Genomic DNA, 24,203 nt, shown 5'->3' with positions numbered 1-24,203 from the left:
TTCACCGCAGCTTGAGCGTGGAAAGGCCGACCAGCGCCAGGATGACGGCGATGATCCAGAAGCGGATGACGACCTGACTTTCCGTCCAGCCCTTCTTCTCGAAATGGTGGTGGATCGGCGCCATCAGGAAGACGCGCTTGCCCGTCAGCTTGAAGGAAGCGACCTGGATGATGACCGACAGCGTCTCCATGACGAAGAGACCGCCGATGATGGCCATGACGATTTCGTGCTTCGTGGCGACGGCGACGGTACCGATGAGGCCGCCGAGCGCCAGCGAACCCGTGTCGCCCATGAAGATGGCGGCCGGCGGGGCGTTGAACCACAGGAAGCCGAGGCCGGCGCCGATGACCGCACCGAGCACCACGGCAAGCTCACCCGTGCCGGGCACGAAATGGATCTGCAGGTAGTTCGCGAAGACGGCGTTACCGGCAAGATAGGCGATGACGCCGAAGGAGGCGGCGGAGATCATCACGGGGACCGTCGCAAGGCCATCGAGGCCGTCCGTCAGGTTCACCGCATTGCCGGCCGCCACGATGACGAAACCGCCGAACAGCACGAAGAAGATGCCGAGGTTGAGCAGGAAGTCCTTGGCGAAGGGAAAGGCGATGGAGGAACCGAAGGTCGAGCCGGCGGCACCCGTCGCCAGCGACGCCCGCATCATGAAATAGGTCGCAGCCCCGGCGATAAGGAATTCGAGGCCAAGGCGTGCCTTACCGGAAAACCCCTTCTCGGTCTGCTTGGTAACCTTGAGATAATCGTCGTAGAAGCCGATCGCACCGAAGCCGAGGGTGACGAGCAGCGTCGCGACCACGTAGACGTTGGAAAGGTCGGCCCATAGCAGCGCACTGCCGACGATGCCGGCGAGGATCATCAGACCGCCCATCGTGGGCGTGCCGGCCTTCTTGAAATGCGTCTGCGGCCCGTCGGCGCGGATCGGCTGGCCCTTGCCCTGGCGGATGCGCAGGGAGGAGATGATCATCGGTCCGAACAGGAAGACGATGGTGGCCGAGGTGAACAGCGCAGCGCCCGTCCGGAAGGTAATGTAGCGAAACAGGTTGAACACCTGCACGGTGTCAGCCAGTTCGACGAGCCAAAGCAGCATTGTCACCCTTTCCCCAAAAGGTTCCCCAAGTCATCCACGGCGTGACCGACCGCAGACGGAGATGTCGATTCCATAAAAAAGAAGGCCCGGCGGGCGTCTGCCCGGCCGAACCTCCCTCAAAGCTCGCGTTCCCTCTCCGAGAACGCCGGATATTTGTCAAGCAGGGCCGCCACGATACGGCTGAATCCCGTGCCTTTCGACGATTTCACGACCAGAACGTCGCCCGGCTGCACCGCGCCCAGCGCGTGAGCGGCCAATGCATCCGCCGTATCGCGATACTCCGTTGCAACGCCTTCCGGCAGCGCATCGCGCAACGCCGCCATATCAGGCCCGCCGAGCCAGACATCGCCAATGCCCGCCTCGAGAAGCGGTTCGGCAAGGCCGGCATGAACGAGGGGCGAATGTTCGCCCATTTCCAGCATGTCGCCGAGCACGGCGATGCGCCGGCCGCGGCCATGCGGCTCGGCGTCGCGCAAGAGCGCGATCGCCGCGCGCATCGAGGCGGGATTGGCGTTGTAGCTCTCATCGATCAGCGTGAACCAGCCGCCATCCTTGGCAAGCCGGTAGCGGCGTCCCCGCCCCTTCTCCGCCTGCATGGTGGCGAGCCCCGCCATCGCCTTCTCGACATCGCCACCGGCAAGATGCACCGCGCCGAGCACGGCGACGGCATTCTCGGCGATGTGCCGGCCGGGCGCGCCCATCGGCACTTCCAGCGTCTGCCCGCCGACCGCGGCGCGCAGCAGCCCGCCCTCGGCGCTCGGCATGAAGTCGAGCAGGCGGAACTCGGCCGCCGGATCGGCGCCGAAACTGTGGATATGCGAGACGCCGGCCGCTTCGGCCGCCTTTTCGAGGAAGGCGAACTGCTCGTTGTCGCGGTTGAGAAGGGCATGGCCGCCCGGTACGACACCCTCGAAGATCTCGGCCTTGGCAGCGGCGATCTCCTCAAGATCGCGGAAATTGCCGAGATGGGCCGGTGCGATCGTCGTGATCATTGCCACATGCGGGCGCACCATAGCGACCAGCGGGCGAATCTCGTCGGGGTGATTCATGCCAATCTCGAAGACACCATAGTCGGTGGTCTCCGGCATGCGGGCGAGCGTCAGCGGCACGCCCCAGTGGTTGTTGAAGGATGCGACGGAGGCATGCACGCTGCCGGACGGCAAGAGCGCCTGGCGCAGCATCTCCTTCGTCGTCGTCTTGCCGACGGAGCCGGTGACGGCGATGATGCGGGCAGCCGTACGGTCACGCGCCGCGCAGCCAAGATCGACAAGCGCCTGGAGCACGTCCGGCACCACGATCATCGGCGTCACGAGCCGGCCGAGCGCCGGCAGCTTGCCCTCGCTGACAACGAGCAGCGCCGCACCGTTGGCAACGGCGAAGCTCGCGAAGTCATGGCCATCGACGCGGTCGCCCTTGATGGCGAAGAACGCTTCGCCGGGGCCGATGTTGCGGCTGTCGATGGAAATGCCCGTGACGCCCTGCGGCAGGTTGCCGATGGGGCGGCCGTGCAGGGCGGCGACGAGATCAGGCGTGGTCCAGAGCCATTTCAACGGTCGAGTTCCTCCAGGGCCTTGCGCAGTTCCGCGTGGTCGGAGAACGGCAGCGTGGCGGTACCGACGGTCTGCCCCTCCTCGTGGCCCTTGCCGGCGACGATCAGCGTATCGCCGGACTGCAACATGCGGACGGCGCTGCGGATGGCCTCGGCGCGGTCGCCGATCTCGGTTGCCCCCCTCGCTGCAGCCATGATTTCCGAGCGGATGACAGCGGGGACTTCGGAGCGCGGATTGTCGTCGGTGACGATCGTCACGTCAGCAAGGCGCGTCGCGATCTCGCCCATGATCGGCCGCTTGCCCTTGTCACGGTCGCCGCCGCAGCCAAAGACCACGATGACGCGACCCGTCGTGAAGGGGCGCACGGAATTGAGGACGTTTTCCAGCGCATCCGGCTTGTGGGCATAGTCGACATAGGCGAGCGCGCCGTTCCTGGCATGCCCCACCAGTTCGAGGCGGCCAGCGGCGCCGATCAGCTTTTCGAGTGCGGCCATGGCGGTTGCAGCGGAAACGCCGGTCGACATTGCAAGGCCCGCAGCCACAAGGGCGTTCGCCACCTGGAAATCGCCGGCAAGCGGGATGTGCACCTCATAGATGTCGTCGCCGACATGGATTTCGGCGGTCTGCTTGTGGCGGAAATGCTCGACACGCTTCAACGCGAGATAGTCGCCCTTGCGGCCGACCGTGCGCACATCGAGCCCGGCTTTCTTCGCAGCGTCGATTGCCTGGGCCGACCACTCGTCGTCGGCATAGATGACGGCGGGCTGGCCCTTGGCAAGCAGCGTATCGAACAGCCGCATCTTGGAGGCCATGTAGTGCTCGACCGTCGGATGATAATCCATGTGGTCGCGACCAAGATTGGTGAAGGCGGCGGCGGCAAGCTTCACGCCGTCGAGGCGCGCCTGGTCGAGCCCGTGGCTGGACGCTTCCATGGCCGCATGCGTGACGCCGGCAGCGGCAAGTTCGGCGAGCAGTTCGTGCAGCGACACCGGATCGGGGGTCGTCAGCGACCCATAGTCGTTGCGGCCGGGTGCGACGACGCCGGTCGTGCCGATCATCGCGGCGGCGTGGCCGGCATGGGCCCAGATCTGGCGGGTGAAGGACGCGACGGAGGTCTTTCCGGCGGTACCGGTCACTGCGACCATGGTCTCCGGCTGGCGACCGTAGAAGCGGGCGGCGGCAAGCGCCAGGAACCGGCGCGGCTCGGCAACCGCAATGACCGGGACAGAGGCGTCAGCCTTGCTCCCGGCGGCAACGACGACCGCGGCGGCGCCGCGCGAGACGGCATCGGCGATGAAGGCGCTGCCATCGGCCTTGGTGCCCGTAAGCGCGACGAAGAGATCGCCCGGCTTCACCTTCCGGCTGTCGCTGGTTATGCCGCGGATGTCTGTCGCGGCTGCGACGGAAAGGTCGTTGGTTTCGGGTCCGGCAAGGTCACTGATCTTCATTGTCCGCTCTGCTGCTTTCCAGTGGAAACCGTTTCCATTCGAATCGGCTTCCCGTCTTCTCCATTCAATAAGACACGAGCAAGGCAGACCCGTCCTCACCGAATTTCGGCTTTACACCGAGAAGCGCGGCCGAGCGGCGGATGATCTCGCCGACCATCGGCGCGGCGTTGAGGCCGGCGGTGCGCCCCCCGCCCTCGCCCGTCTGCGGCGCGTCGATGAAGGTGAGGACCACATATTTCGGGTCGTCGATCGGGAAGGCCGAGAGGAAGGCGTTGAAGTTCTGGGTGTTGGAATAGCGGCCGCCGACGACCTTGTTGGCCGTACCCGTCTTGCCGCCGACGTTGAAGCCCGGAACGAGCGACCGGCGACCGGAACCGTCATTCGCATTGAGCTTGAAAAGGTAGCGCATCTTGTCGCCGGTCTCCGGCTTGACCACGACCTTCGCCACCTCGTTCGCCTCCTCGGCCGTGCGCGGCAGGAAGGTCGGGTTGATCAGGAGGCCACCGTTCATCAGCGCTGCCGCAGCCACCGCCGTCTGCAGCGGCGTCGTCGAGACGCCGTGGCCGAAGGAAATGGTGATGGAGTTGATCTTCTTCCATTCGCGCGGCTGCGTCGGGGTCTTCACCTCGGGCAACTCGGTCTCGAGCTTCGTCAGCAGGCCGAGCCGCGTCAGAAACTCCTTGTGGCCGGCAATGCCGACGACGTCGGCCATCTTGGCCGTACCGATATTGGAAGAGTACTGGAAGATTTCCGGCACGGTCAGCACGCGGTGCTTGCCGTGGAAGTCCTTGATGGTGAAGCCGCCGATGCGGATCGGCGCGCGGGCATCGAAGCTGTCCGTGATCTTCACCTTGCCCGAATCGAGCGCCATGGCCGTTGTGAAGCTCTTGAAGGTCGAGCCCATCTCGAACGTGCCGTTCGACATGCGGTTCATCCAGCCGTCCTTGGCGCCTTCGGCCGGGTTGTTCGGATCGTAGTCCGGCACCGAGGCCATGGCGAGGATCTCGCCCGTATGTACGTCCATCACGACGGCGCCGGCGGCGATGGCCTTGTATTTCTCCATGCCCGTCGCAACGACCTCGCGCACGATGGCCTGGACGCGCAGGTCGATGGACAGGCGCACCGGTTCCAGTTTGGCATCGCTCGTCATGCCGATCGCGGCAAGGTCGGCAAGACCCTGGCTGTCGATGTAGCGCTCCATGCCGGCAATGCCGCGGTTGTCGATATTGACGTGACCGACGATATGCGAGGCCGTGACGCCACCCGGATAGAAGCGGCGCTTTTCCGGCCGGAAGCCGACACCGGGAATGCCGAGCGCCAGGATGCGGCTCTGCTGCTTGGGCGTCAGCTGGCGCTTCAGCCACTGGAAGCGGGATTTCGAGGTGAGCTTGCGGTAGATGCCGCGCCGATCGAGATCGGGCATGACGGTCGCGAGCATTTCCACCGCCTCGTCCGCATCGACGATCTTGTGCGGCTCGGCATAGAGCGAGACAGTGCGGATGTCGGTGGCGAGGATTTCACCGTTGCGGTCGACGATGTCGGGGCGCGAAGCCATCAGGTGGTCGGCAGGACCGATCGAGGACACGGTTTCGGGCGAGGCCATGCCATATTGCACGAGTCGCCCGCCGATGACGGCATAGACCATGCCGAAGCAGCAGATGATGACGGCGACGCGGCTGCGGGCCTGCGAGCCGGAGCGCTTGCGCGTGCCCTCGAAGGCGTGGCCCCCATTGCCGGTCGCACGGTTGTTGTTGCCGCCGGCACTGAAATGCGCCTTGCTCTTGAGGTCCATGATGCGGGAGAGAAACGACATCAGTTTGCCACCGATCCGGTTTGGATTGCGTCCGTCTCTTTCGCCTTCTTCTTGTTCTTCTTGTCGTTTTGGGCGACCTTGTCGTCCTTCTCCGGCTCCAGCGCCGGCAGCTCGGCCATCGGCATGGGCAGCTCGTTCGGCTGGGCGAGCTGGGTCGATTCGGTCGGAACGAGCTTCAGGTCCGTCTCGAAGGTCTTCACCAGGCGGTTCAGGCGGTTCGGCTGGGTGAGCAGCGCCCAGTCCGCTTTGAGGAGGTCGATCGTGTCCTCTTCCAGCTTGATCTCGGCATCGAGCTTGCGCACCTCTTCCCGCTTGTTCTCCGCCTGGTGCTTGATCGAATAGGTGACGGTGGCTGCTGTGGTCATGACCGCTATCATCACGACATCAAGGGTACGGAACATCACTCAGCTTCCCATCTTCGCAAGGTCGGCAAGGTTCGGCAGGTTGAAAATGGACAGGTCATCCGTCCCGGCAGGAGCGCCCGTGCGCTCGCCCGCCCTCAGCTTCGCGGATCGGGCGCGCGGATTGACCGCGCTCTCCTCGTCGCTGGCCGCCACCATAGGGCGCCCGACTGGTGCGAAGGTTGCGGCCTTGTCGTGAACTTGCGGCAGATGCCGCGACCCTGCCGCCTTTCCGGCGCGATCCTGGAAGAATTTCTTGACGATCCGGTCTTCCAGCGAATGGAAGGAGACGATGACGAGCCGCCCGCCCGGCTTCAGGGCCCGCTCGGCCGCGAACAGGGCCTCGGCGAGCTCGCCGAGCTCGTCGTTGACGAAGACGCGCAGCGCCTGGAAGACGCGTGTCGCGGGATGGATCTTGTCCTTGGCCTTGCGCGGCGTCGTCAGCTCGATGAGGTTGGCGAGCTGGCGCGTCGTGGTGAAGGGCTCCTTCTCGCGCGCCTTCTCGATGGCGCGGGCGATTCGGCCGGCCTGCTTCTCCTCGCCGAGGAAGCCGAAGATGCGGATGAGGTCGGAAACCTTTGCGCGGTTCACCACGTCGGCGGCCGAAACGCCCGATGCGGACATGCGCATGTCGAGCGGGCCGTTCTTCTGGAACGAGAAACCGCGCTCGGCCTCGTCGATCTGCATGGAGGACACGCCGATATCGAGCACGACACCGTCAAGCCCGCCCGCGGGCGCGTGTTCGGCAAGCTCGGAAAAACGCGAATGGATGAGGCTCAGCCGGCCTCCGGAGGCCGCGACAAGCCCCTGGCCGCCGGCAATGGCGTTGGGATCGCGGTCAAGCGCGATAACATCCGCCCCCTCGGCGAGGATTGCGGAGGTGTACCCGCCTGCACCGAACGTGCCATCGAGGATGACCTGGCCGGGTTTCGGCGCAAGCGCCGCAAGAACCTCGGAGAGAAGAACCGGAATGTGACGGACCGATCCGCCATCGGCATCAGAAAAACCTCCGCCAAGATCCGCCGCCATTCCGATTCTCCGTCTTACCCCAAGCCCAGACCTCGCGTCCTGAACTCTTCCCGGGCGGCCGCCTGTGTGGCTAGGAATGTCTGCGGTGCCCAGAGCTGAAAATGATCCGCCCGACCGACAAAGGTCACGTCCGTGGCAATACCCGTATAGTCCCGGATGAAATCCGTGACCGGCAGGCGCCCTTCCGAATCGAGCTTCATGAAGACCCCGCCCCCGTGAACCAGGAGCGACATCCGATTGGCTTGCGGCGAAAGAACATCCTCGCTGGCGATCTGGCGCTCGAAACGATCGAGAAGATCCAGCCCGCCGACGCTGATCGCCGGAAACAAGAAATCCTGGAAGCAGTACAGCTCCCGGATGTCGCGCTGCGACAGCACGGAGCGAAAGGCCGAAGGAACGGAAACCCGCCCCTTGGCATCGATCCTGTTTGTCGCATTCGACAGGAACCGGTTCATGACGCGATACAGCCGCTTCCAGAGCCATGGCGCTGTGCATCCGCCCCGGCTCACCCAACACAACACCGCGCACGCAAGCCAGCCCTGATGCGTCGCCTACGCGCCGCACCGTCCCCAGCCGGTTAGCCTCAAAGCTTTGCGATGATCGGACGCTCATGCGTCCTCGTGCAGTGTGGGTTTGGGATACCATGGGACCATATGGGCGTCAATGGGAAGTGACCTCGTTCCTCGTAGTGAGACCGTCAAATGTTTATAAGGCGTTAAGTTTAACAAATGGTTAGGAACGGCCTGCCAACACCTTGTATTTGCACGGATCGAAACATTGGCCGCGTGCGTTTCGACGCACGGCAAGCCATGCGCGAACCCCAAGGAATTCAGCGCATTAGCACGTCGTGAAAAATCGTCATGCGACGAGAGATTTTTGCCAGTTGGCCTGTAAGCCGGGTTCTGTATGGCTCCGGCTTTCGCCGGAACGTGGCAGCCATTCATCTGGGACCGGACTTGCGCCCGGCCTCTTGCAACCCACCCGGATGACCGGCCCGGAAACAGGCTGAAGCGCTTGCACGCTTCGCGTCATCCCTATTCGGTTTTGCTCCCGGTGGGGTTTACCTTGCCGTCCATGTCGCCATGGCCGCGGTGGGCTCTTACCCCACCCTTTCACCCTTACCTTCCGAGGAAGGCGGTTTGCTTTCTGTGGCACTTTCCCTGGGGTCGCCCCCGCCGGACGTTATCCGGCACCGTGTTTCCGTGGAGCCCGGACTTTCCTCCCCCTGCGGCCTTTCGGCACTTGCAAGGCGCGGCTGCCCGGCCAACTGGCAGGCGCTGACTAACCGATACCGAAGGGAAAGGCCAGTGGCTTAGCGGAAATGAACCGCAAAATCCGTCTTGTAGTCCGGCTCGTCCATCTTTCCGCGAATCACCAGGTCCGCACCGATGCGGCCAATCTCGTCGGAACTCTTCGCCGCCGCACCGTTGCCACCGGTCAGGAGCGCAATGCGGTCCCCCTCCACGAAACCGGCATAGGGATAGCCGTGCACCGTATAGGTCGTGACGCAGGGCACCGAGACAAGACGGACCGGATCGAGATCGGGGATCGACCGTGCAAGCAGGCGCTTCAGATGCACGATCGCCTCCGGACGCCCCTCCCCGCGGAACCAGTCGCGAATCGCCTGCTCGTCCTCGATCTCGACCTCGGTCGGATCACCACCGATCTTGAGATAGGAATGGCCGTCCGGATAGACGATCGGCGGCAGGAAGTAGAAATGGTCGCTCGGATCGGCGCTTTCGTCGATCCAGGACGGCATGGTGCGATAGGCCTCGGCCTGTCCCGGCGAAAGCTGCGCCAGCACGACCGTGCGGGCCTTGATGACGAGCGCCGGCACCTTCGGCAAAAGCCCCGAGGTGCGGGAAAAGCCGCCCGTCGCCACCAGCACGCGCCCGCCGGTGACCGTGCCGCCAGACTTCAGCGCCACCGAAGCGCGCTCGCCGGCATCCGTCACGGACAGGGCATCGTCGAGGATGGAAACGCCGTCGGCCTTTTCAAGGCAAGCGACCTGCGCGGCGACAAGCTTGCGCGGATCGACATAGCCGGCCCCCTTTACCTCGAAGACGCCGGCCGAACTTTCCGGCAGGTCGAACCAGGGGAACCGCGCCCGCAGTGCCGTCCGGTCGAGCAGCGGCGCCTCCAGCGCATAGCGCTTCGCCACCGCCTCCACGGCATTGAGGAAATCGCCACCGGCGGGGCCGCTGATGAGGCAACCCGCCTCGCCGTAAAACTCTATGCCGCTCTCGGCCTCGATGGCGCGGTAGCGGGCGATCGACCGCTTGGCGAGCAGGGCCCAGTCCGGATCCTGGTCGATCGTGCGGGTAATGCGGCCGCTGTCGTAGTGACTGGCGAAGACGCCGTCGTGCTTTTGCCAGTCGGCTGGCTCTCCCCGCCCGACGAGCGCCACGGAAGCGCCCGTTGCGGCAAGGTGGCGCGCGGCCGCCGCCCCCATCATGCCCCTGCCCACGACGACGAAATCGAAATGCCGATCCATGCCCTACCCTCGCTTTTCACCGATGGCATAGCATGGCCGCGGGCCGATTCCAGCCCGCGAAACGTCGCGGCGATCAGTCGATGATGCTCTGCACCTTGCCGCAATAGCGCTTGGAGACCGGGTTCATGCGCTTGGCGCCATGGCCGGCATTGTAGCGCAGGATCGTGCCGCAGGTCGTGCCGCCGGAAAGGTCGTGCGCCATGGCAAGGTACTTCATGCCGAACTTGATGTTGGTCTCGGGATCGTAGAGACCCTTGGCGCCGCCGCGATAGCCCATCATGCGGGCCGTCGCCGGCTTGATCTGCATCAGCCCGATTTCACCGGCACCGCCGCGAGCCCGCGGGTTGAAGTTGCTCTCGACGCGCACCACCGCATGGGCGAGGTCGACAGGCACGCCGTAGGCCTTGGCATAGGTCTGGATCAAGCCGGAATAGCTGGCCGTCTTGAGATCCGCGCTCAGCGGGTTTTCCGCCTTGGGATAGCCGGTCGTGCTCTTGTAGGTCTTCAGCTTGCCGACGACCACGCCGTCCTTGTCGATGACGGTCTTGCGCTTGTTGCTGCGCTTGCTGGAAACCTTGCGCGGCTTTTCCTTGCCGGCGGCCTCCTGTTTTTCGGAAGTCTGGAACAGATACTGTTTCTTGGCCGGGCCCCGGGAGGGTTCGGCATATGCCGTGGCGGCGGAAAAAACGGACACACAAAAGCAGGCCGCGCTGAAGGCAGCAAGAAGTCTTCTCATCTAGTCATCGTCTCCAAAAGGCGCAAAGGCACTGCCTTGGCCGGCGGCATTTCAAGCCGCGCAGCCCGCGCAAACGTCTCGATCCTCATTGATCGCGATCAGGCCCTGACCGCATGCTGCGCTGCAATGAACGCAAGCGGAAAGAACATCCCCAATCAGGTCAGGATGTGGCGAAACGGTAAACTTCTGTTACAGCCTGTAATATTCGAATATTCGGATAGACTGTCAGGCAGCCAGTCGCGGCAACGCGGAAAGCAGCCGGTGCAGCGTGTCGATGGTCGAAAAATCGGCGATGCCATCGACCCGCTCAGGCCGGAAATGGCGCTGGAAAGCAGCCACGGCGCCCTCCATTTTTTCCGAATAAACACCATCGATTTCAGTACCATAGCCGTAGAGTGACAGCATGGTCTGCAGGGCTTCGACGGGCTGGCCCGCATCCCCTTTCTGGAAGAAGCGTCCGCCGGCGATCGGCGACGGTGCCACCCAGTGCCCGACCCCCCCGGCGTGAAGGCGTTCCCAGGGGAACTTTTCACCCGGATCGACCTTGCGAACGGGGGCAACATCGGAGTGCGCAAGCACCCGCTCCGGGGCGATTTGCCATCTCTTGCCACAATCCCGACACAGTTCGACGACCGCTGCGACCTGCGCATCCGGAAAATCCGGCAGCCCGCCGGGGTGTCCGGCATTGGCGATCTCGATGCCGATGGAGGCCGAATTGATGTCGGTCTCGCCCTTCCAGAAGCTCTTTCCCGCGTGCCAGGCACGATCCGCCTCGCGCACGAGCTGCTCGACGCGCCCGTCCTCATGCACGAAGTAGTGACAGGAGACCTGACTTTCCGGCGCGCAGAGCCATTTCAGCGCGCCGTCGGCCGTTTCCATGCCGGTATAATGCAGGAGGATGATGTTAGGCGTGCGCCCGCCCGCCCGCTCGCCGAAATTCGGCGACGGCGCAGCGGTCGCGCCGGCATAGTCACAGATGAATGCGCTCATGCAGCGCAGCGTTCCTTCTCGATCGCCTCATAGGCAGCGTTGAGCGCGGCCATGCGGTCGTTCGCAATCTGATGGAACTCGGCCGGCACGCCACGCGCCACCAGCCTATCAGGATGGTTCTCCGAGGCAAGCACCCGGTACCGCTTGCGGATTTCCGCAAAATCGTCGCTCGGCTTGACGCCCAGCACCTTGTAGGGGTCACGGCCGCTGACATGCACATGCCGCGCCGTGATCTGCTCGAAGCGCTCGTCCGCCATGCCGAAGATTTCGGCGACCCGGCCGAGGAAGGCCATTTCATTCTCGTGAATCAGCCCGTCGGCCTTGGCAATATGGAACAGGCCATCGACGATGTCCTCGAGGATCGGGCAGTTCTTTTCGCAGGAGACGCAGAGCGCCTTCATCTTCTCCGCATAGGCCTCGTAGCCGGCGACGTCCTGGCGCGCGAGATTGTAGAGCCGGGCGACATTGGCCGCCTGATTGTCGGGGTATTTGAAGATGTCCTTAAAGGCGTCGACCTCGGCGGTCGTCACGATACCGTCCGCCTTCGCCATCTTGGCCGAAAGCGCGATCATCGCCACCGAGAAGGCGACCTGCCTGCGGGTTTCCGGATCGCCTTCGAACAGCGTGCGCACGGCCTCGACCACGCCAGACAGCACGTTGCTGGCGGCATCCGAGACCATGCCGACGAGGCGATCCCATACGGCACTGATGAAGCAACTGGGCGAATTCTGGAACATAAGGTGATCTTGAGCAGACAATTGCAGGGAAAGCAAGGCGCGAAATGTCTGAATGACAAAATTTTGATGGCCCTCATCAAGTGGCGGCATGCAAAATCCCCGCTGCAGGATTTCCGCCTGTGGAGCACGAGAGTCAATCCGTCATGGAGTGCGGATAAGTTCGCCGCGCCGTTCCCCTCCCCGGGATTCTGCGCTAGAGCAACTGCACCATCGAGACGGGCTGACGCCGAGGAGGAAACATGGCCAAGCAGAAAGTCGCAATGCTGACCGCGGGCGGGCTCGCACCCTGTCTGTCGTCCGCTGTCGGAGGCCTCATCGAACGCTACAGCGACATCGCGCCCGACATCGAGCTCGTCGCCTATCGCTCGGGCTACCAGGGCCTGCTGCTGGCCGACCGCATCGAAATCACCAAGGACATGCGCGAAAAGGCGCCGCTTCTGCACCGTTACGGCGGCTCGCCGATCGGCAACAGCCGCGTCAAGCTGACGAACGCTGCCGACTGCGTGAAGCGCGGCCTCGTCAAGGAAGGCGAGAACCCGCTGCGCGTAGCGGCCGAGCGCCTCGCCAAGGACGGCATCACCATCCTGCACACGATCGGCGGCGACGATACCAACACGACGGCCGCCGACCTTGCCGCCTATCTCGGCGCCAACGGCTACAACCTCACCGTCGTCGGCCTTCCGAAGACGGTCGACAACGACGTCGTGCCGATCCGCCAGTCGCTCGGCGCCTGGACGGCCGCGGAAGTCGGCGCCGGCTTCTTCGACCATGTCAGCAACGAGCAGAGCGCCGCGCCGAAGACGCTCGTCGTGCATGAAGTGATGGGCCGCCATTGCGGCTGGCTCACCGCCGCGACGGCCCGCGCCTATATCCAGAAGACCAACGGCAACGAGTATGTCGACGGCTTCATGATGAACAAGCAGCTGAAGAACATCGACGGCCTCTACCTGCCGGAGCTGGCCTTCAACCTCGAAGCCGAGGCCGAACGCCTCAGGGGCATCATGGATCGCGCCGGCTTCGTCACGCTCTTCGTTTCGGAAGGCGCCTGCCTCGACGCGATCGTGGCGGAGCGGGAAGCCTCCGGCGAAACCGTCAAGCGCGATGCCTTCGGCCATGTGAAGATCGACACGATCAATGTCGGCAACTGGTTCTCCAAACAGTTCGCCGCCCTGCTCGGCGCCGAACGCGCCATGGTGCAGAAGTCGGGCTACTACGCTCGCTCCGCCCCGGCGAACGGCGACGACCTCCGCCTCATCCAGAGCATGACCGACCTTGCCGTCGAAAGCGCGCTCAACAAGGTCTCGGGCGTTACCGGCCATGACGAAGGCCAGGGCGGCAAGCTGCGCACCATCGAGTTCCCGCGCATCAAGGGCGGCAAGCACTTCGACACCTCGGCGAAATGGTTCGGCGACGTGATGAACGTCATCGGCCAGAAGTGGAAGCCGGCGGCCTGACGCCTGCTCGCGCAAAACGCCGCTTGACGGCGAAAACTTGTGATGGCTTGCTCCCCGGATTGCACTCGATCCGGGGAGTTTTCATGTCTTTCGAACACTGGCTTGCCTTCGCCGCCGCCTCCGCCATCATGCTGGCCATTCCGGGCCCGACGATCCTCCTCGTGATCTCCTATGCGCTCGGCCATGGACGGCGCACGGCGGGCGCCACGGTCGCCGGCGTCGCGCTCGGCGATTTCACCGCCATGACCGCCTCGATGCTCGGCCTCGGCGCCCTCCTCGCCACATCGGCGGCCGTCTTTACCGTCCTCAAATGGGTCGGTGCCGCCTATCTGATCTGGCTCGGCATCAAGCTGTGGCGCGCGCCCGTCTCCAGCGGGGTCGAGGGTGAGGCACCGGCGGAAGAAAAACCCTTCCGCATCTTCGCGCATGCCTATGTGGTGACCGCGCTGAACCCGAAGAGCATCGTCTTCTTCGTCGCCTTCCTGCCGCAGTTCCTCGACCTCACGCAGCCCGTCCTGCCGCAGATGGTGATCTTCGAAATCACCTTCCTCGTGCTCGCGACGCTCAACGCCTTTTCCTATGCCCTGCTCGCCTCCGCCGCGCGCAAAACCATCCGCAAACCCTCGGTTCAGAAGGTCGTCAACCGCACCGGCGGCACCTTGCTGATCGGCGCCGGGTTGCTGACGGCAGGGCTCAAGCGGGCAGGCACCTGAGGCCTCGGCAAGCCTACGGGTTGCCGCTTGCCGCCCGATCGGCTATGGACGGGGCACGGCCACGGCCGATTGATTTGCAAAGACGGGGGCGTTTCGGCGCCCGCGCACCCCCGCAAACCGAGAGCGACGACCATGGCTGATACACCCGTTTCCCGTCCGGCACGCATTGCCACGCTTGCCTGCGCCGGCCTTCTCGTGACGCTCGCCGGCTGCGCCAGCGTCGCCGACGATGCGACCTCGGCCAGGACCGTGACGCCGGCATCCGCGGGAACCACGGATATCGCCGCTGCCGCCGGGACGACGACGGAAGTCTCCTACGCCGCTCTGCCCGCCGCCAAACCCGGTACGGAAAACACGCCCGAAGCCCTGCCGACGCCGATCGCCGTTGCGGGCGGCACGTCGGGCGTTGCCGTTCCGGTTTCGGCTCTTGCCGAGGCCAAGCCAGTGACCGGCGCCGCAGCCGCCACCGCCGCGCTTGCCGGCAACGACGTTGCGGGCGTAGCCACCGCGACGAAGCAGGGTTATGACACTGTCATCGGCGTTTCCGTCATGGAGCCGGGCTTTGACAGTGGCGAGCCGGAAGGTCTCGAACAGCTCGTCGCCAGCCGCAAGATCGTGCCGATGGCGAAACCTGCTTTGGTGAGCAACGCCGTTCTGACGACGCAGACCCGTCTTGTCGTTCAGCAGTCCGAGCAGCCCTTCAAGAAGTCGGGCACGCCGATCGATGCGATCATCACCAAGTATGCCGCGATCTACGGCATCCCGGAATCCCTGCTGCATCGCGTCGTCAAGCGCGAAAGCACCTACAATCCCAGGGCCTACAATCGTGGCCACTACGGCCTGATGCAGATCAAGTATGCGACCGCGAAGAGCATGGGTTATGAAGGCCCGGCCGAAGGCCTGTTCGACGCCGAGACGAACATCAAATACGCGGGCAAGTATCTGCGCGGGGCCTGGATGGTCGCCGACGACAAGAACGACGGCGCGGTACGCCTTTATGCCGCCGGCTATTACTATCACGCCAAGCGCAAGGGCCTGCTCGACGAGACCGGCCTGAGATAAGCCGGCCTCGCGGCAAAGGACGTCAGCGCGCCGGTTTCAGCCAGAACGTCATCGGCTTTTCCGTTTCCACCGCCTCGCCGATATCCTGCCAGGCAAGCATCGTGGTGAGCGCTGCACGGCGCTGGTAACCGCGTTTTCCCCAGAATTCATCGAGCGGCATGTAGTCCGCCGGCCGCAGCGGGTGCTCCTTCGGGCGATCGACGGCGCAGAAGGCGCACCAGTCGAAACGGCCGAGGTGGCGGGCATAGGCTTCGCGCTCCTCGAAGAAGCGCACGCCAAGGCCCCTGCCCCGATAGGTCGGCAGCAGCACGGATTCGCCGAAATAGAAGACCTTTTGGGGATCCATGCCTGCCGCGACGAACGGCGTCCGGAAAACCTCCGAGGCATCCGCCATCGGCACACCCGTCGAGGCCCCGACGATGCGCTCGCCATCGAGCGCCAGCGCGAAAAAACTCTCCGGTGACTGCGCATAGGTCGCGAGATAGGAGACTTCATAGTCCTCGCTGCCCTCGTAAAGATAGGGAAAGGCGCGAAAGACCTCGATGCGCAGGCGTGCAAGGTCGGCGATGTAAGGCGTCACGGCGGTGCCATGGACAATCTTGATCTGCATGATCCGTGAATGTTCCCAACGATTTGAACAATGCTATAAGGCGGACGGGCTTTGCCCGAAAGCATTTCCAGCAAAAGTGCGGAGCAGTTTTGCGTCCGGAAATGCGAGAGGAAAAAGAGATAGAGCGTTTTCGCGATTAGGAGAAAAGCGGAACCGATCTAGAGCAACGATATGAGGGATGACATGCCAGCAAAAGAGACGATCCGCGCCTATTACGATGCTTTCAACAGGCAGGACATGGAGGCCTTCTTCGACCTCCTGCACGAGGACATCATCCACGACATCAACCAGGGCGGCCGCCAGGTCGGCAAGCAGGTCTTCCGCGACTTCATGGCGCATATGAACCGCAGCTACCGCGAGACGCTGACGGACATCGTCATCATGTCCAACGACGACGGCACGCGCGGCGCTGCCGAATTCACCGTCAACGGCCAGTACCTCGCCACCGACGAGGGCCTGCCGGAAGCCAACGGTCAGACCTATGTGCTGCCGGCCGGCGCGTTCTTCGAGATTCGCGAGGGCAAGGTCGCGCGCATCTCCAACACCTACAATCTCAACGACTGGATTGCTCAGGTCGGCGCCTGATCGGTCTGAAGGTCGGGTGCGTCCAGGATATCGAGAACGCTCTTCACCAGCGGCTGGGGCCGATAGCCAAGTTTCGACGGCGTCAGCCCCAGCCGGATCACCGCAAGCCTCTTCGCGGGAATGATGGCGGCCGACTGGCCGTCATGGCCGAGGATCCAGAACGTCTCGTCCGGCAGGCCGTAGCCAGCATCGCTCTTGTCGCCCGGGCCCTTCGCCCAGGTCTGCATATGACTGTAGGCGCCGCCGGACGCTTTCGTCGGCATCGCCATGGCCCCGACGAACCCGGCAGGCAGCAACCGGTTGCCCTTCCACACCCCGTCGTCGAGCAGGAAGAGCGTGAAGCGCGCCCAGTCACGCGCCGTCGCATACATATAGGAAGAGCCGACGAAAATACCGGTCTCGTCCGGCTCCATCACCGCGCTTGCCATGCCGAGCGGCGCAAACAGCGCCCGCACCGGGAAGGAGAGCGCCTGGCTGCGCCCGTTGAGCGCGCCCATCCAGATGCGCGAGAGAAGCACCGCCGTGCCACTCGAATAGGTGAAGCGCTCGCCCGGATTGGCCTCAAGCGGCAGCGACAGCACGAAGCGCGACATATCCGGCTCGAGGAACAGCATGCGCGTGACATCCGCCACGCTGCCATAGCTCTCGTTGAAGGCAAGCCCGCTCTCCATGGCCAGAAGCTGCGCGAGCGTGATCTTCGAGCGCGTATCGCCGCGCCATTCCGGGAAGAGGTTGTTCATGTCCGGCGTCAGGGCGCCGGCCTGCATCAGCCGGCCGATCAGCGCCGTATTGACCGTCTTGGTCATCGACCAGCCGAGCAGCGGCACCGTCTTCGAAAAACCGTCCGCATAGGCTTCCGCGACGATGCGCCCGTCATGCACGATGACGATTGCCCGCATGCCGGGACCGGCAAGCTTGGGGTCGGCAAGCAGGGCCGCGACGCGCGCATCCTCCGTCACCGCCTCGCCATCGGGCCAGGCGACGGCCGGGTCCACGGGCGGGACCTTCGGCAGGGCGACATCGGAGATCGCCTGCCGCGCCGCCTCGAAATCGCCGTCCGGCACGCCGGTACAGCCGAACCCCTCGTGCCAGACGGCATACCCCGGGGCAAAGAGGCCAAGCAGGCGTGTCGTCACCGTCTTTCCGGCAAGATCGACATCCTGCCGCATCAGTTTGAGGAGCGGATGGCCGGGGGCCTGCACGTCCTCGGCGAGTACCTCATCCGGATCTCGGCCGGAGATGAAGGCGCTGGAGCAGACGATCTTGGCGGCATAGCCGGAGCCGACGCTGAGCAGAGCAGGCGGCGATACGATGAGCCAGCTCGCCCCCACCAGCACGACGGCGGCGAGAAGGGAAAGCGTCCAGGCGGCAAGCCTGTAGAATCGTCTCATACCGGCCTCTCCTTCCAGGTGCGAGACAATCAGGATTTGCCTGTCATGAAAAGGCATTTCGCATTCATGCGGAAAGCCGGTCTTCGGTTTGCGCAAGGAAGCGCATCACATCCGGCGCGCCCACCGGCCCGGAGATCAGGTAGCCCTGCGCCTCGGAGGCGCCGCGCTGGCGGATGAAGTCCAGCTGCCCCTCGGATTCGATACCCTCCACCGTCGTCGTCACCTGGAATGTGCGCCCGAGCTTCAGGATGATATCGACCAGGTCGGCGTCCCGCTTGCTTTCCATCATGGCCCGCGCAAAGGAGCGGTCGATCTTCAACTGGTCGATCGGGAAGGCACGCAGGTTGTTGATCGAGGAAAAGCCGATACCGAAATCGTCGAGCGCCACCCGCACCCCGTGGCTGCGCAGCTCCGACAGGCTTTCCCGGATCACCGTCTCGTCGACGGAGAAGACGGATTCCGTCACTTCGATCGTCAGGCGCCCCGGGGCGAGCCCGGTCTCCGCGAGGCACTGCTTGACGTAGCCGACGAAGGCGCGGTCCTTGAACTGATCGCCGACGACATTGATGGCGACACCCGCCGGCGCCGGCCAGGTCGCCGCCTCGCGGCAGGCCTCGCGCACCACCCAGTTGCCGAGCGGCAGGATGAGCCCGGTCTTTTCCGCCGCCGGAATGAAGACGTCAGGCATGATCCGTCCCTTTTCGGGATGCCGCCAGCGCAGCAGCGCCTCGAAGGCGCGCACCGTGCGGCTCTCCACGCCGACGATCGGCTGGTATTCGAGGAAGAACTCGTCGGCGCGGATCGCCCGCGCAAGATCGTGCTCGATGGCCGAACGCGCCTGCACATCCGCAGCCAGCGCCGCGTCGAAGAAGCGGAAACCGCTGCCGGGCATCGTCTTCGCCTCGTAGAGCGCGAGGTCGGCACGCTTCAAGAGTTCGGACATGGACGTGTCGTCCGCATCCATGAAGGTGACCCCGATGCTGCAGCCGCTGGTCACCCGGTTACGCTTTATATCGAAGGGTTCGGCGAAAAGATCGCAGATCGTGCGGCAGACATCCTCGATCTTGCCTATGGAGGGCCGCCCCGCGATCGTGACCACGAACTCATCGCCGCCGAGCCGGTAGACGCCCGTCGTCGCGCAGAGCGCACGTCGCAACCGCCCGGCAATGGCCGCAAGCAGCGCATCGCCCGCATCATGACCAAAGCTGTCGTTGACGAACTTGAAGCGGTCAAGATCGAGCAGCAGGAGCGCCGGCCGGTCCGCCTCCTCGCTCTTCTCGACGATCGCCTGAATGTCACGCTCGAGGCAGAACCGGTTGGCCAGTCCCGTCAGCCGGTCGTGATAGGCGTCATGCGTCAGGCGCTGCTCCGTCTGCCGGCGCTGGCTGAGCTCGGCGATCAGCAGCGCCTTGGAGCGGCCGATCTGGTAGAAGCCGACGCCGAAGAAGACGGGCATGAGCGCGAGCGCCGTGGCGGTCGGTGCGGAAAAGCCGAAGAGACTGGCCTGCGTATTGTCGCGCAGCAGCTGGTCGGCGGCAAGGCAGAGGGTCGGAAGGAAGGCTCCGAAAATCGACCCCGTCAACGCATAGCGCTGCTCGATCCTCGGCAACAAGGTTTTCAACATCATGTAACCCTAAACCGTTGTTATCATGACAACAGGGTGCTTCGGGCCGATACCGACCCCACGGATGTTTCTAGCGAACAAAGAATGACAGAGTGTTAAGGGAGGGTTGGCATCCGCCCCCAAGATTCAAGGGGCCCTCTTTCTTCGGAACCATCGCGCCCGTCAGGCGTTGGGGCTCTTGTTGTCATTCGTGCGTGGGGCTTCGTGCGAGTATCCGAGTGGGAAGGACCATCAGATGAAATCCACGATCTTCGGTGCCGCTGGCATCTTCCTCGCCGCCGGCGCGCTCCCGGCCTTCGCAGCCGACATGACCATTGCCGAGCCGCCGGTGGAAACGCCCATCGTCGAAACGGCAGCCGGCGTCTACGACTGGGGCGGCTTCTATGTCGGCGTGAACGCCGGTTATGCCTGGACCAATGCCAATTCCGGCGGCCCGGCACCCGCCATAGACGAGGGCCTGGACGATTTTGCCCTCGGCGCCTATGCCGGCTACAATTTCTTTAATAACGGCTGGGTCTACGGCGTTGAAGCCGACGTCAAGCACGACTTCAACAATGAACGTTTCTCCTCGGGCGGTACGCGCTACGAGGCGGAAACGAACTGGGGCGGCTCGGTGCGCGCCCGTCTCGGCTATGCCTTCGACCGCACGCTGATCTACGGTACGGGCGGCTGGGCCTTCACCCGGGCGGAGCTTGAAAACCGCGATACGGGCGTGAAGGAGAAGGACACCGCCCATGGCTGGACGATCGGCGCGGGTGTCGAGCAGGCCTTTACGGATACGGTGGCCGGCCGTGTCGAATATCGCTACACCGACTACGGAAGCTCCGACATCTTCGATGCCGCCGGCCGCAGCGGCGACCTCGATTCGCATTCGATCATGCTCGGCGTGAGCATGAAGTTCTGACGGAGCCGACCATCAAACCCCTCCCCGCGTCGAGCGGTGAGGGGCTTTGGCGCACCCGGCCGGCTTAACGCAGCGCTAACCATAATTTTACGGAAATATGCGAGTGGTCTTCGACCCGTCTCGCGCGTCCGCCCTTTACGACCCGCCCCGTTCGAGGCAGGATTGGGAAACGCGCAACAACGGGACCTCCATGCGTCGGCTCATTCTGGCTTTGCTGCCCCTCGCCCTTCTCGCCTCGTCCTGTTCCACCACCGACTACGATTTCGCGTCGACCGCCTCCGTGCCGCCGCGCTTCGACGACAAGGACCCGCAGGATTTTGGTGCGCGCAATCCGCACCGCCACGAGGTCCACGGCATCGACGTCTCCAAGTGGAACGGCGACATCGACTGGCAGGCCGTGAAGCAAGGGGGCGTCTCCTTCGCCTTCCTGAAGGCGACCGAAGGGACGGATCGCCTCGACAGCCGCTTTGCCGAATACTGGCGCGGCGCCCGCGCTGCCGGCGTCGCCCATGCGCCCTACCATTTCTACTATTTCTGCTCGACGGCGGATGCACAGGCCGACTGGTTCATCGCCAACGTGCCGAAGGAGGCCGTGCTGCTGCCGCCCGTGCTGGACGCCGAATGGAACCCCGCCTCCCCGACCTGCAAGACCCGCCCGCCGGCGGACGAGGTGCGCACGGCCCTGCAGCGCTTCATGGATCGCCTCGAAAAGCACTACGGCAAGCGGCCGATCATCTACACGACGGTCGATTTCCACCGGGACAATCTCGTCGGCCATTTCGCGGGCTATCCCTTCTGGCTGCGCGCGGTGGCGGAACACCCGGAAAACATCTATCCGGCGCGCAAATGGGCCTTCTGGCAATACACCTCAACAGGCGTCGTGCCGGGCATAGCGGGCGATACGGACATCAACGTCTTCGCCGGTTCGGCGAAGAACTGGAACAGCTGGGTCAAGACGGTTTCCCGCTGACCCCGGATAGGTTGCAGGCGGCCTCGCATCCCCGAGAGGAGAAGCAAAGGTCGCCCGAAAGGCACAATCGCGTGAAAAGGGTGGCAGCAGGTCGCGGCGGCCTTTTTCTTCTTGCTTCCGTCACATTCATCTGAGACAGCCGGGCCAGCAACGGACCAAGGAGCATTCAAGATGCGGCTAAACCTGAAGACGAAACTTGGCGTGGGCCTGACGGCCTTTCTTCTCGCCGGCAGCGCCTACGCCCAGTCGACGGCAGCCTGCGGCGGCGATTTCAATGCCTTTCTTCAAGGCGTGAAGGCCGAGGCCCTGACGCGCGGCGTTTCCGCCGAAGTTGCCGACCGGGCGCTTGCCGGCGCCGCCATCGACCAGAAGGTGCTGTCGCGAGACCGCGCCCAGGGTGTCTTCCGCCAGACCTTTCTCGAATTCTCCAAGCGCACGGTCAGCCAGTCGCGCCTCGATATCGGCCGCAAGAAGCTGAAGGACCTCGCCCCGGTCTTCCAGCGCGCGGAACAGGAATTCGGCGTACCGGGCCCGATCATCGCCGCCTTCTGGGCGATGGAAACCGACTTCGGCGCCGTGCAGGGCGATTTCAACACCCGCAACGCGCTTGTGACGCTTTCGCATGATTGCCGCCGGCCGGAACTCTTCCGCCCGCAGCTTCTCGCCGCCATCGAGATGGTCGGCCACGGCGACCTCGACCCCAACGGCACGACGGGTGCCTGGGCCGGCGAAGTCGGTCAGGTGCAGATGCTGCCGAAGGACATCATCGAATTCGGTATCGATGGCGACGGCGACAACCACGTCAACGTCAAGCAGTCCTCGCCGGATGCCATCCTGACCGCCGCCAAGTTCATCCAGCATCTCGGCTTCGTGAAGGGCCAGCCCTGGATCCAGGAAGTCTCGGTGCCCGATATGCTGCCCTTCGAGAAGACCGGCCTGCAGCCGGGCATGAAGGCCGCCGACTGGTTCGCCCTCGGGGTCACGCCGCGCGACGGCGACACCTCCTTCGGCAATCTGCAAGCCTCGCTGGTGCTGCCGCAGGGCCGCAAGGGTCCGGCCTTCATCACCTATCCGAACTTCAACATCTACCTCGAGTGGAACCAGTCGTTCATCTACACGACCTCGGCCGCGTACTTCGCGACCCGCCTTGCCGGCGCCCCGCCCTATGAGCGCGGCACGCCGGAGGAAGGCCTTTCCGAAGACACCATGAAGCAGCTGCAGACCAAGCTGCAGGGCCTTGGCCACGACGTCGGCAAGATCGACGGCATCCTCGGCTCTGGCACGCGCGCGGCGATCCAGAAGGAGCAGCTGCGCCTCGGCCTGCCCGCCGACGGCTGGGCGACCCAGTCCCTGCTCTCCGCCCTCTGACGGAAATCGGGTGGCGCCGCATAAACGCGGTGCTATAGGCACGAAGAGACCAAGAGCGGCAGCCCCGGTCGGAACCGGGCTGCCGCTCTGCCTTTTTGCCTCGCCGTTTTCGCGCTACACCAGCGGACGGCAGGATGCCCGGGAGAACGTGCAATGGAACAGCAGGCAGCAACGCGCATGAGCGCACAGACCTGGGGCCTGCTCGCGCTCCTCGGCATGATCTGGGGCGGCTCGTTCTTCTTCGCCCGCGTCGCCGTCGTCCATGTGCCGCCGGCAACGCTTGTGCTGCTGCGCGTCGGCATCGCCGCCCTCGCGCTGCACATCTACATTGCCGGCCGCTTCGACGTCTATGCCACGCTTCGGGCCCGCTGGCGCGAGTTCCTGCTGCTCGGCCTCATCAACAACGCCGTGCCGCACATGCTGATCTTCCTCGGCCAGACGCAGATCGGCGCAGGGCTCGCCTCCATTCTCAACGCGACGACGCCGATCTTCACCGTGCTCATCGCCAACCAGTTCACGCTGGACGAGAAGCTCTCCTCGGAAAAGATCGCCGGCTGCCTGATCGGGCTGGTCGGAACCGCTGTGCTGATCGGCCCGCGGGCGCTCGCCCCCTTCACCGGCGACAGCGGCCCGCCGCTCTGGGCGGTCATCCTGCCGGTGCTCGCCGCCGTCTCCTACGGTTTCGCCGCGACCTATGGCAAACGCTTCCGCGGCACTTCTCCGCCGGTCATCGCCGCCGGCCAGCTCACCGCATCGACGCTGCTGATGCTGCCCGTTTCCTTCGCCCTCGACACGCCCTGGCAGCTCCCCCTGCCCCCGCTCTCGGCCATCCTCGCCGTGCTGGCACTGGCGCTCATCTCGACGGCCTACGGCTACATCCTGTTCTTCCGAATCATGGCGGCAGCCGGTGCAACCAACACCTCGCTCGTCACGCTGCTCGTGCCGCCGAGCGCCATCCTCGCCGGCATGCTCTTCCTCGGTGAAACCCTGACGCCGCTCGGCATGCTCGGCATGGCGCTCGTCCTCTTCGGCCTCGTGGTGCTCGACGGGCGCGTTTTCGCCCGCTTGCGCAGCGCCTGAAGGGTCGGGAACAAAGCGTCTTCCCGGCCGTTTCATGGCAATCCGCCGGATTGCCCGTCCGACGTGCGCCATATTGGTAAATGCACAATGCCGGCATTCGTCATCTGGTAGGGATTGTGAATTTTTTGTGGCGCCCCCAATA

General features: G+C 64.3%; 22 protein-coding genes and 1 other RNA gene. 8 read left to right on the top strand and 15 right to left on the bottom strand.

Features of this window, described 5'->3' with window-relative positions; translation table 11 throughout:
• Position 1: 1 nt before the first annotated feature.
• The 12 genes from mraY to EXZ48_RS08400 form a co-directional block, all read right to left on the bottom strand.
• Positions 2–1,102: a phospho-N-acetylmuramoyl-pentapeptide-transferase gene (mraY, locus tag EXZ48_RS08455; protein WP_023516116.1), complete on the bottom strand. Its 1,101-nt coding sequence runs from the start codon at positions 1,100–1,102 to the stop codon at positions 2–4.
• Positions 1,103–1,218: 116 nt separating this feature from the next.
• Positions 1,219–2,652: a UDP-N-acetylmuramoylalanyl-D-glutamyl-2,6-diaminopimelate--D-alanyl-D-alanine ligase gene (locus EXZ48_RS08450; protein WP_130515325.1), complete on the bottom strand. Its 1,434-nt coding sequence runs from the start codon at positions 2,650–2,652 to the stop codon at positions 1,219–1,221.
• On the bottom strand, positions 2,649–4,100 hold the full coding sequence (locus tag EXZ48_RS08445) for a UDP-N-acetylmuramoyl-L-alanyl-D-glutamate--2,6-diaminopimelate ligase (protein ID WP_130515323.1): 1,452 nt from the start codon (positions 4,098–4,100) through the stop codon (positions 2,649–2,651). The genes EXZ48_RS08450 and EXZ48_RS08445 overlap by 4 nt, the downstream gene beginning before the upstream one ends.
• Positions 4,101–4,164: 64 nt before the next feature.
• Positions 4,165–5,913 carry a penicillin-binding protein 2 gene (locus EXZ48_RS08440; RefSeq protein WP_130515321.1) on the bottom strand — a complete coding sequence of 583 codons (1,749 nt, stop codon included), beginning with the start codon at positions 5,911–5,913 and terminating at the stop codon, positions 4,165–4,167.
• On the bottom strand, positions 5,913–6,314 hold the full coding sequence (locus EXZ48_RS08435; protein ID WP_023516120.1) for a hypothetical protein: 402 nt from the start codon (positions 6,312–6,314) through the stop codon (positions 5,913–5,915). The genes EXZ48_RS08440 and EXZ48_RS08435 overlap by 1 nt, the downstream gene beginning before the upstream one ends.
• Before the next feature lie 3 nt (positions 6,315–6,317).
• Positions 6,318–7,343 carry a 16S rRNA (cytosine(1402)-N(4))-methyltransferase RsmH gene (rsmH, locus tag EXZ48_RS08430; RefSeq protein ID WP_023516121.1) on the bottom strand — a complete coding sequence of 342 codons (1,026 nt, stop codon included), beginning with the start codon at positions 7,341–7,343 and terminating at the stop codon, positions 6,318–6,320.
• Positions 7,344–7,357: 14 nt separating this feature from the next.
• Complete coding sequence (mraZ, locus tag EXZ48_RS08425; RefSeq protein WP_023516122.1) at positions 7,358–7,798, bottom strand: division/cell wall cluster transcriptional repressor MraZ; 441 nt, start codon at positions 7,796–7,798, stop codon at positions 7,358–7,360.
• Positions 7,799–8,218: 420 nt separating this feature from the next.
• An RNA gene (gene rnpB, locus EXZ48_RS08420) (RNase P RNA component class A) lies at positions 8,219–8,614 on the bottom strand.
• Between the two features lie 41 nt (positions 8,615–8,655).
• Positions 8,656–9,837, bottom strand: coding sequence for an FAD-binding oxidoreductase (locus EXZ48_RS08415; protein WP_130515319.1), 1,182 nt, complete (start codon positions 9,835–9,837; stop codon positions 8,656–8,658).
• A 73-nt stretch (positions 9,838–9,910) separates the two neighbouring features.
• Positions 9,911–10,573 (bottom strand): lytic transglycosylase domain-containing protein, encoded by a 663-nt coding sequence (locus EXZ48_RS08410; protein WP_023516141.1) that lies wholly within the window; start codon positions 10,571–10,573, stop codon positions 9,911–9,913.
• A 225-nt stretch (positions 10,574–10,798) separates the two neighbouring features.
• Positions 10,799–11,563, bottom strand: a complete 765-nt coding sequence (locus tag EXZ48_RS08405; RefSeq protein WP_130515317.1) for an N-acetylmuramoyl-L-alanine amidase — start codon at positions 11,561–11,563, stop codon at positions 10,799–10,801.
• Entirely contained in the window at positions 11,560–12,300 is a 741-nt protein-coding gene (locus tag EXZ48_RS08400) for a DnaJ family molecular chaperone (RefSeq protein WP_037409464.1), read from the bottom strand. The genes EXZ48_RS08405 and EXZ48_RS08400 overlap by 4 nt, the downstream gene beginning before the upstream one ends.
• 239 nt (positions 12,301–12,539) lie before the next feature.
• Between EXZ48_RS08400 and EXZ48_RS08395 the strand changes: the two genes are divergently transcribed.
• The 3 genes from EXZ48_RS08395 (at position 12,540) to EXZ48_RS08385 (ending at position 15,529) form a co-directional block, all read left to right on the top strand.
• Positions 12,540–13,754, top strand: a complete 1,215-nt coding sequence (locus EXZ48_RS08395) for a pyrophosphate--fructose-6-phosphate 1-phosphotransferase (RefSeq protein WP_130515315.1) — start codon at positions 12,540–12,542, stop codon at positions 13,752–13,754.
• Positions 13,755–13,837: 83 nt separating this feature from the next.
• Positions 13,838–14,467, top strand: a complete 630-nt coding sequence (locus tag EXZ48_RS08390) for a LysE family translocator (RefSeq protein WP_023517179.1) — start codon at positions 13,838–13,840, stop codon at positions 14,465–14,467.
• A 132-nt stretch (positions 14,468–14,599) separates the two neighbouring features.
• Positions 14,600–15,529 carry a lytic transglycosylase domain-containing protein gene (locus tag EXZ48_RS08385; RefSeq protein ID WP_130515313.1) on the top strand — a complete coding sequence of 310 codons (930 nt, stop codon included), beginning with the start codon at positions 14,600–14,602 and terminating at the stop codon, positions 15,527–15,529.
• A 22-nt stretch (positions 15,530–15,551) separates the two neighbouring features.
• On the opposite strand, the gene EXZ48_RS08380 is transcribed toward EXZ48_RS08385, so the two are convergent.
• On the bottom strand, positions 15,552–16,139 hold the full coding sequence (locus EXZ48_RS08380) for a GNAT family N-acetyltransferase (protein WP_024271545.1): 588 nt from the start codon (positions 16,137–16,139) through the stop codon (positions 15,552–15,554).
• Between the two features lie 183 nt (positions 16,140–16,322).
• Between EXZ48_RS08380 and EXZ48_RS08375 the strand changes: the two genes are divergently transcribed.
• Positions 16,323–16,724 carry a ketosteroid isomerase-related protein gene (locus tag EXZ48_RS08375; RefSeq protein WP_130515311.1) on the top strand — a complete coding sequence of 134 codons (402 nt, stop codon included), beginning with the start codon at positions 16,323–16,325 and terminating at the stop codon, positions 16,722–16,724.
• Here the strand turns inward: EXZ48_RS08375 and EXZ48_RS08370 are convergent.
• Both EXZ48_RS08370 and EXZ48_RS08365 read right to left on the bottom strand, forming a co-directional pair.
• A complete protein-coding gene (locus EXZ48_RS08370; protein WP_130515309.1) occupies positions 16,709–18,115 on the bottom strand; it encodes a serine hydrolase in 1,407 nt (468 codons plus the stop codon). The genes EXZ48_RS08375 and EXZ48_RS08370 overlap by 16 nt on opposite strands.
• A gap of 64 nt (positions 18,116–18,179) precedes the next feature.
• Positions 18,180–19,742, bottom strand: coding sequence for a bifunctional diguanylate cyclase/phosphodiesterase (locus EXZ48_RS08365; RefSeq protein WP_082342451.1), 1,563 nt, complete (start codon positions 19,740–19,742; stop codon positions 18,180–18,182).
• Positions 19,743–19,974: 232 nt separating this feature from the next.
• Between EXZ48_RS08365 and EXZ48_RS08360 the strand changes: the two genes are divergently transcribed.
• The 4 genes from EXZ48_RS08360 (at position 19,975) to EXZ48_RS08345 (ending at position 24,061) form a co-directional block, all read left to right on the top strand.
• Positions 19,975–20,643, top strand: a complete 669-nt coding sequence (locus tag EXZ48_RS08360) for an outer membrane protein (protein ID WP_023514319.1) — start codon at positions 19,975–19,977, stop codon at positions 20,641–20,643.
• A 190-nt stretch (positions 20,644–20,833) separates the two neighbouring features.
• Complete coding sequence (locus tag EXZ48_RS08355; protein ID WP_130515307.1) at positions 20,834–21,613, top strand: GH25 family lysozyme; 780 nt, start codon at positions 20,834–20,836, stop codon at positions 21,611–21,613.
• 171 nt (positions 21,614–21,784) lie between these two features.
• Positions 21,785–22,981 carry a lytic murein transglycosylase gene (locus EXZ48_RS08350; protein WP_023514317.1) on the top strand — a complete coding sequence of 399 codons (1,197 nt, stop codon included), beginning with the start codon at positions 21,785–21,787 and terminating at the stop codon, positions 22,979–22,981.
• Between the two features lie 153 nt (positions 22,982–23,134).
• Positions 23,135–24,061: a DMT family transporter gene (locus EXZ48_RS08345; RefSeq protein WP_245461974.1), complete on the top strand. Its 927-nt coding sequence runs from the start codon at positions 23,135–23,137 to the stop codon at positions 24,059–24,061.
• Positions 24,062–24,203: the final 142 nt, after the last annotated feature.

This window comes from Shinella sp. JR1-6 (assembly GCF_004284735.1).
GTDB lineage: Bacteria > Pseudomonadota > Alphaproteobacteria > Rhizobiales > Rhizobiaceae > Shinella.
Note: the sequence above shows the minus strand (reverse complement) of the source record. Positions and strands in the feature narration are given on the sequence as shown.

Bases quoted from the DNA above. Each gene is read 5' to 3' on its own strand.
- mraY (WP_023516116.1), bottom strand. From the start codon at position 1,102: ATGCTGCTTTGGCTCGTCGAACTGGCTGACACCGTGCAGGTGTTCAAC.
- EXZ48_RS08445 (WP_130515323.1), bottom strand. From the start codon at position 4,100: ATGAAGATCAGTGACCTTGCCGGACCCGAAACCAACGACCTTTCCGTC.
- EXZ48_RS08440 (WP_130515321.1), bottom strand. From the start codon at position 5,913: ATGTCGTTTCTCTCCCGCATCATGGACCTCAAGAGCAAGGCGCATTTC.
- EXZ48_RS08435 (WP_023516120.1), bottom strand. From the start codon at position 6,314: ATGTTCCGTACCCTTGATGTCGTGATGATAGCGGTCATGACCACAGCA.
- rsmH (WP_023516121.1), bottom strand. From the start codon at position 7,343: ATGGCGGCGGATCTTGGCGGAGGTTTTTCTGATGCCGATGGCGGATCG.
- mraZ (WP_023516122.1), bottom strand. From the start codon at position 7,798: ATGAACCGGTTCCTGTCGAATGCGACAAACAGGATCGATGCCAAGGGG.
- EXZ48_RS08415 (WP_130515319.1), bottom strand. From the start codon at position 9,837: ATGGATCGGCATTTCGATTTCGTCGTCGTGGGCAGGGGCATGATGGGG.
- EXZ48_RS08410 (WP_023516141.1), bottom strand. From the start codon at position 10,573: ATGAGAAGACTTCTTGCTGCCTTCAGCGCGGCCTGCTTTTGTGTGTCC.
- EXZ48_RS08405 (WP_130515317.1), bottom strand. From the start codon at position 11,563: ATGAGCGCATTCATCTGTGACTATGCCGGCGCGACCGCTGCGCCGTCG.
- EXZ48_RS08400 (WP_037409464.1), bottom strand. From the start codon at position 12,300: ATGTTCCAGAATTCGCCCAGTTGCTTCATCAGTGCCGTATGGGATCGC.
- EXZ48_RS08395 (WP_130515315.1), top strand. From the start codon at position 12,540: ATGGCCAAGCAGAAAGTCGCAATGCTGACCGCGGGCGGGCTCGCACCC.
- EXZ48_RS08390 (WP_023517179.1), top strand. From the start codon at position 13,838: ATGTCTTTCGAACACTGGCTTGCCTTCGCCGCCGCCTCCGCCATCATG.
- EXZ48_RS08385 (WP_130515313.1), top strand. From the start codon at position 14,600: ATGGCTGATACACCCGTTTCCCGTCCGGCACGCATTGCCACGCTTGCC.
- EXZ48_RS08380 (WP_024271545.1), bottom strand. From the start codon at position 16,139: ATGCAGATCAAGATTGTCCATGGCACCGCCGTGACGCCTTACATCGCC.
- EXZ48_RS08375 (WP_130515311.1), top strand. From the start codon at position 16,323: ATGCCAGCAAAAGAGACGATCCGCGCCTATTACGATGCTTTCAACAGG.
- EXZ48_RS08370 (WP_130515309.1), bottom strand. From the start codon at position 18,115: ATGAGACGATTCTACAGGCTTGCCGCCTGGACGCTTTCCCTTCTCGCC.
- EXZ48_RS08365 (WP_082342451.1), bottom strand. From the start codon at position 19,742: ATGATGTTGAAAACCTTGTTGCCGAGGATCGAGCAGCGCTATGCGTTG.
- EXZ48_RS08360 (WP_023514319.1), top strand. From the start codon at position 19,975: ATGAAATCCACGATCTTCGGTGCCGCTGGCATCTTCCTCGCCGCCGGC.
- EXZ48_RS08355 (WP_130515307.1), top strand. From the start codon at position 20,834: ATGCGTCGGCTCATTCTGGCTTTGCTGCCCCTCGCCCTTCTCGCCTCG.
- EXZ48_RS08350 (WP_023514317.1), top strand. From the start codon at position 21,785: ATGCGGCTAAACCTGAAGACGAAACTTGGCGTGGGCCTGACGGCCTTT.
- EXZ48_RS08345 (WP_245461974.1), top strand. From the start codon at position 23,135: ATGGAACAGCAGGCAGCAACGCGCATGAGCGCACAGACCTGGGGCCTG.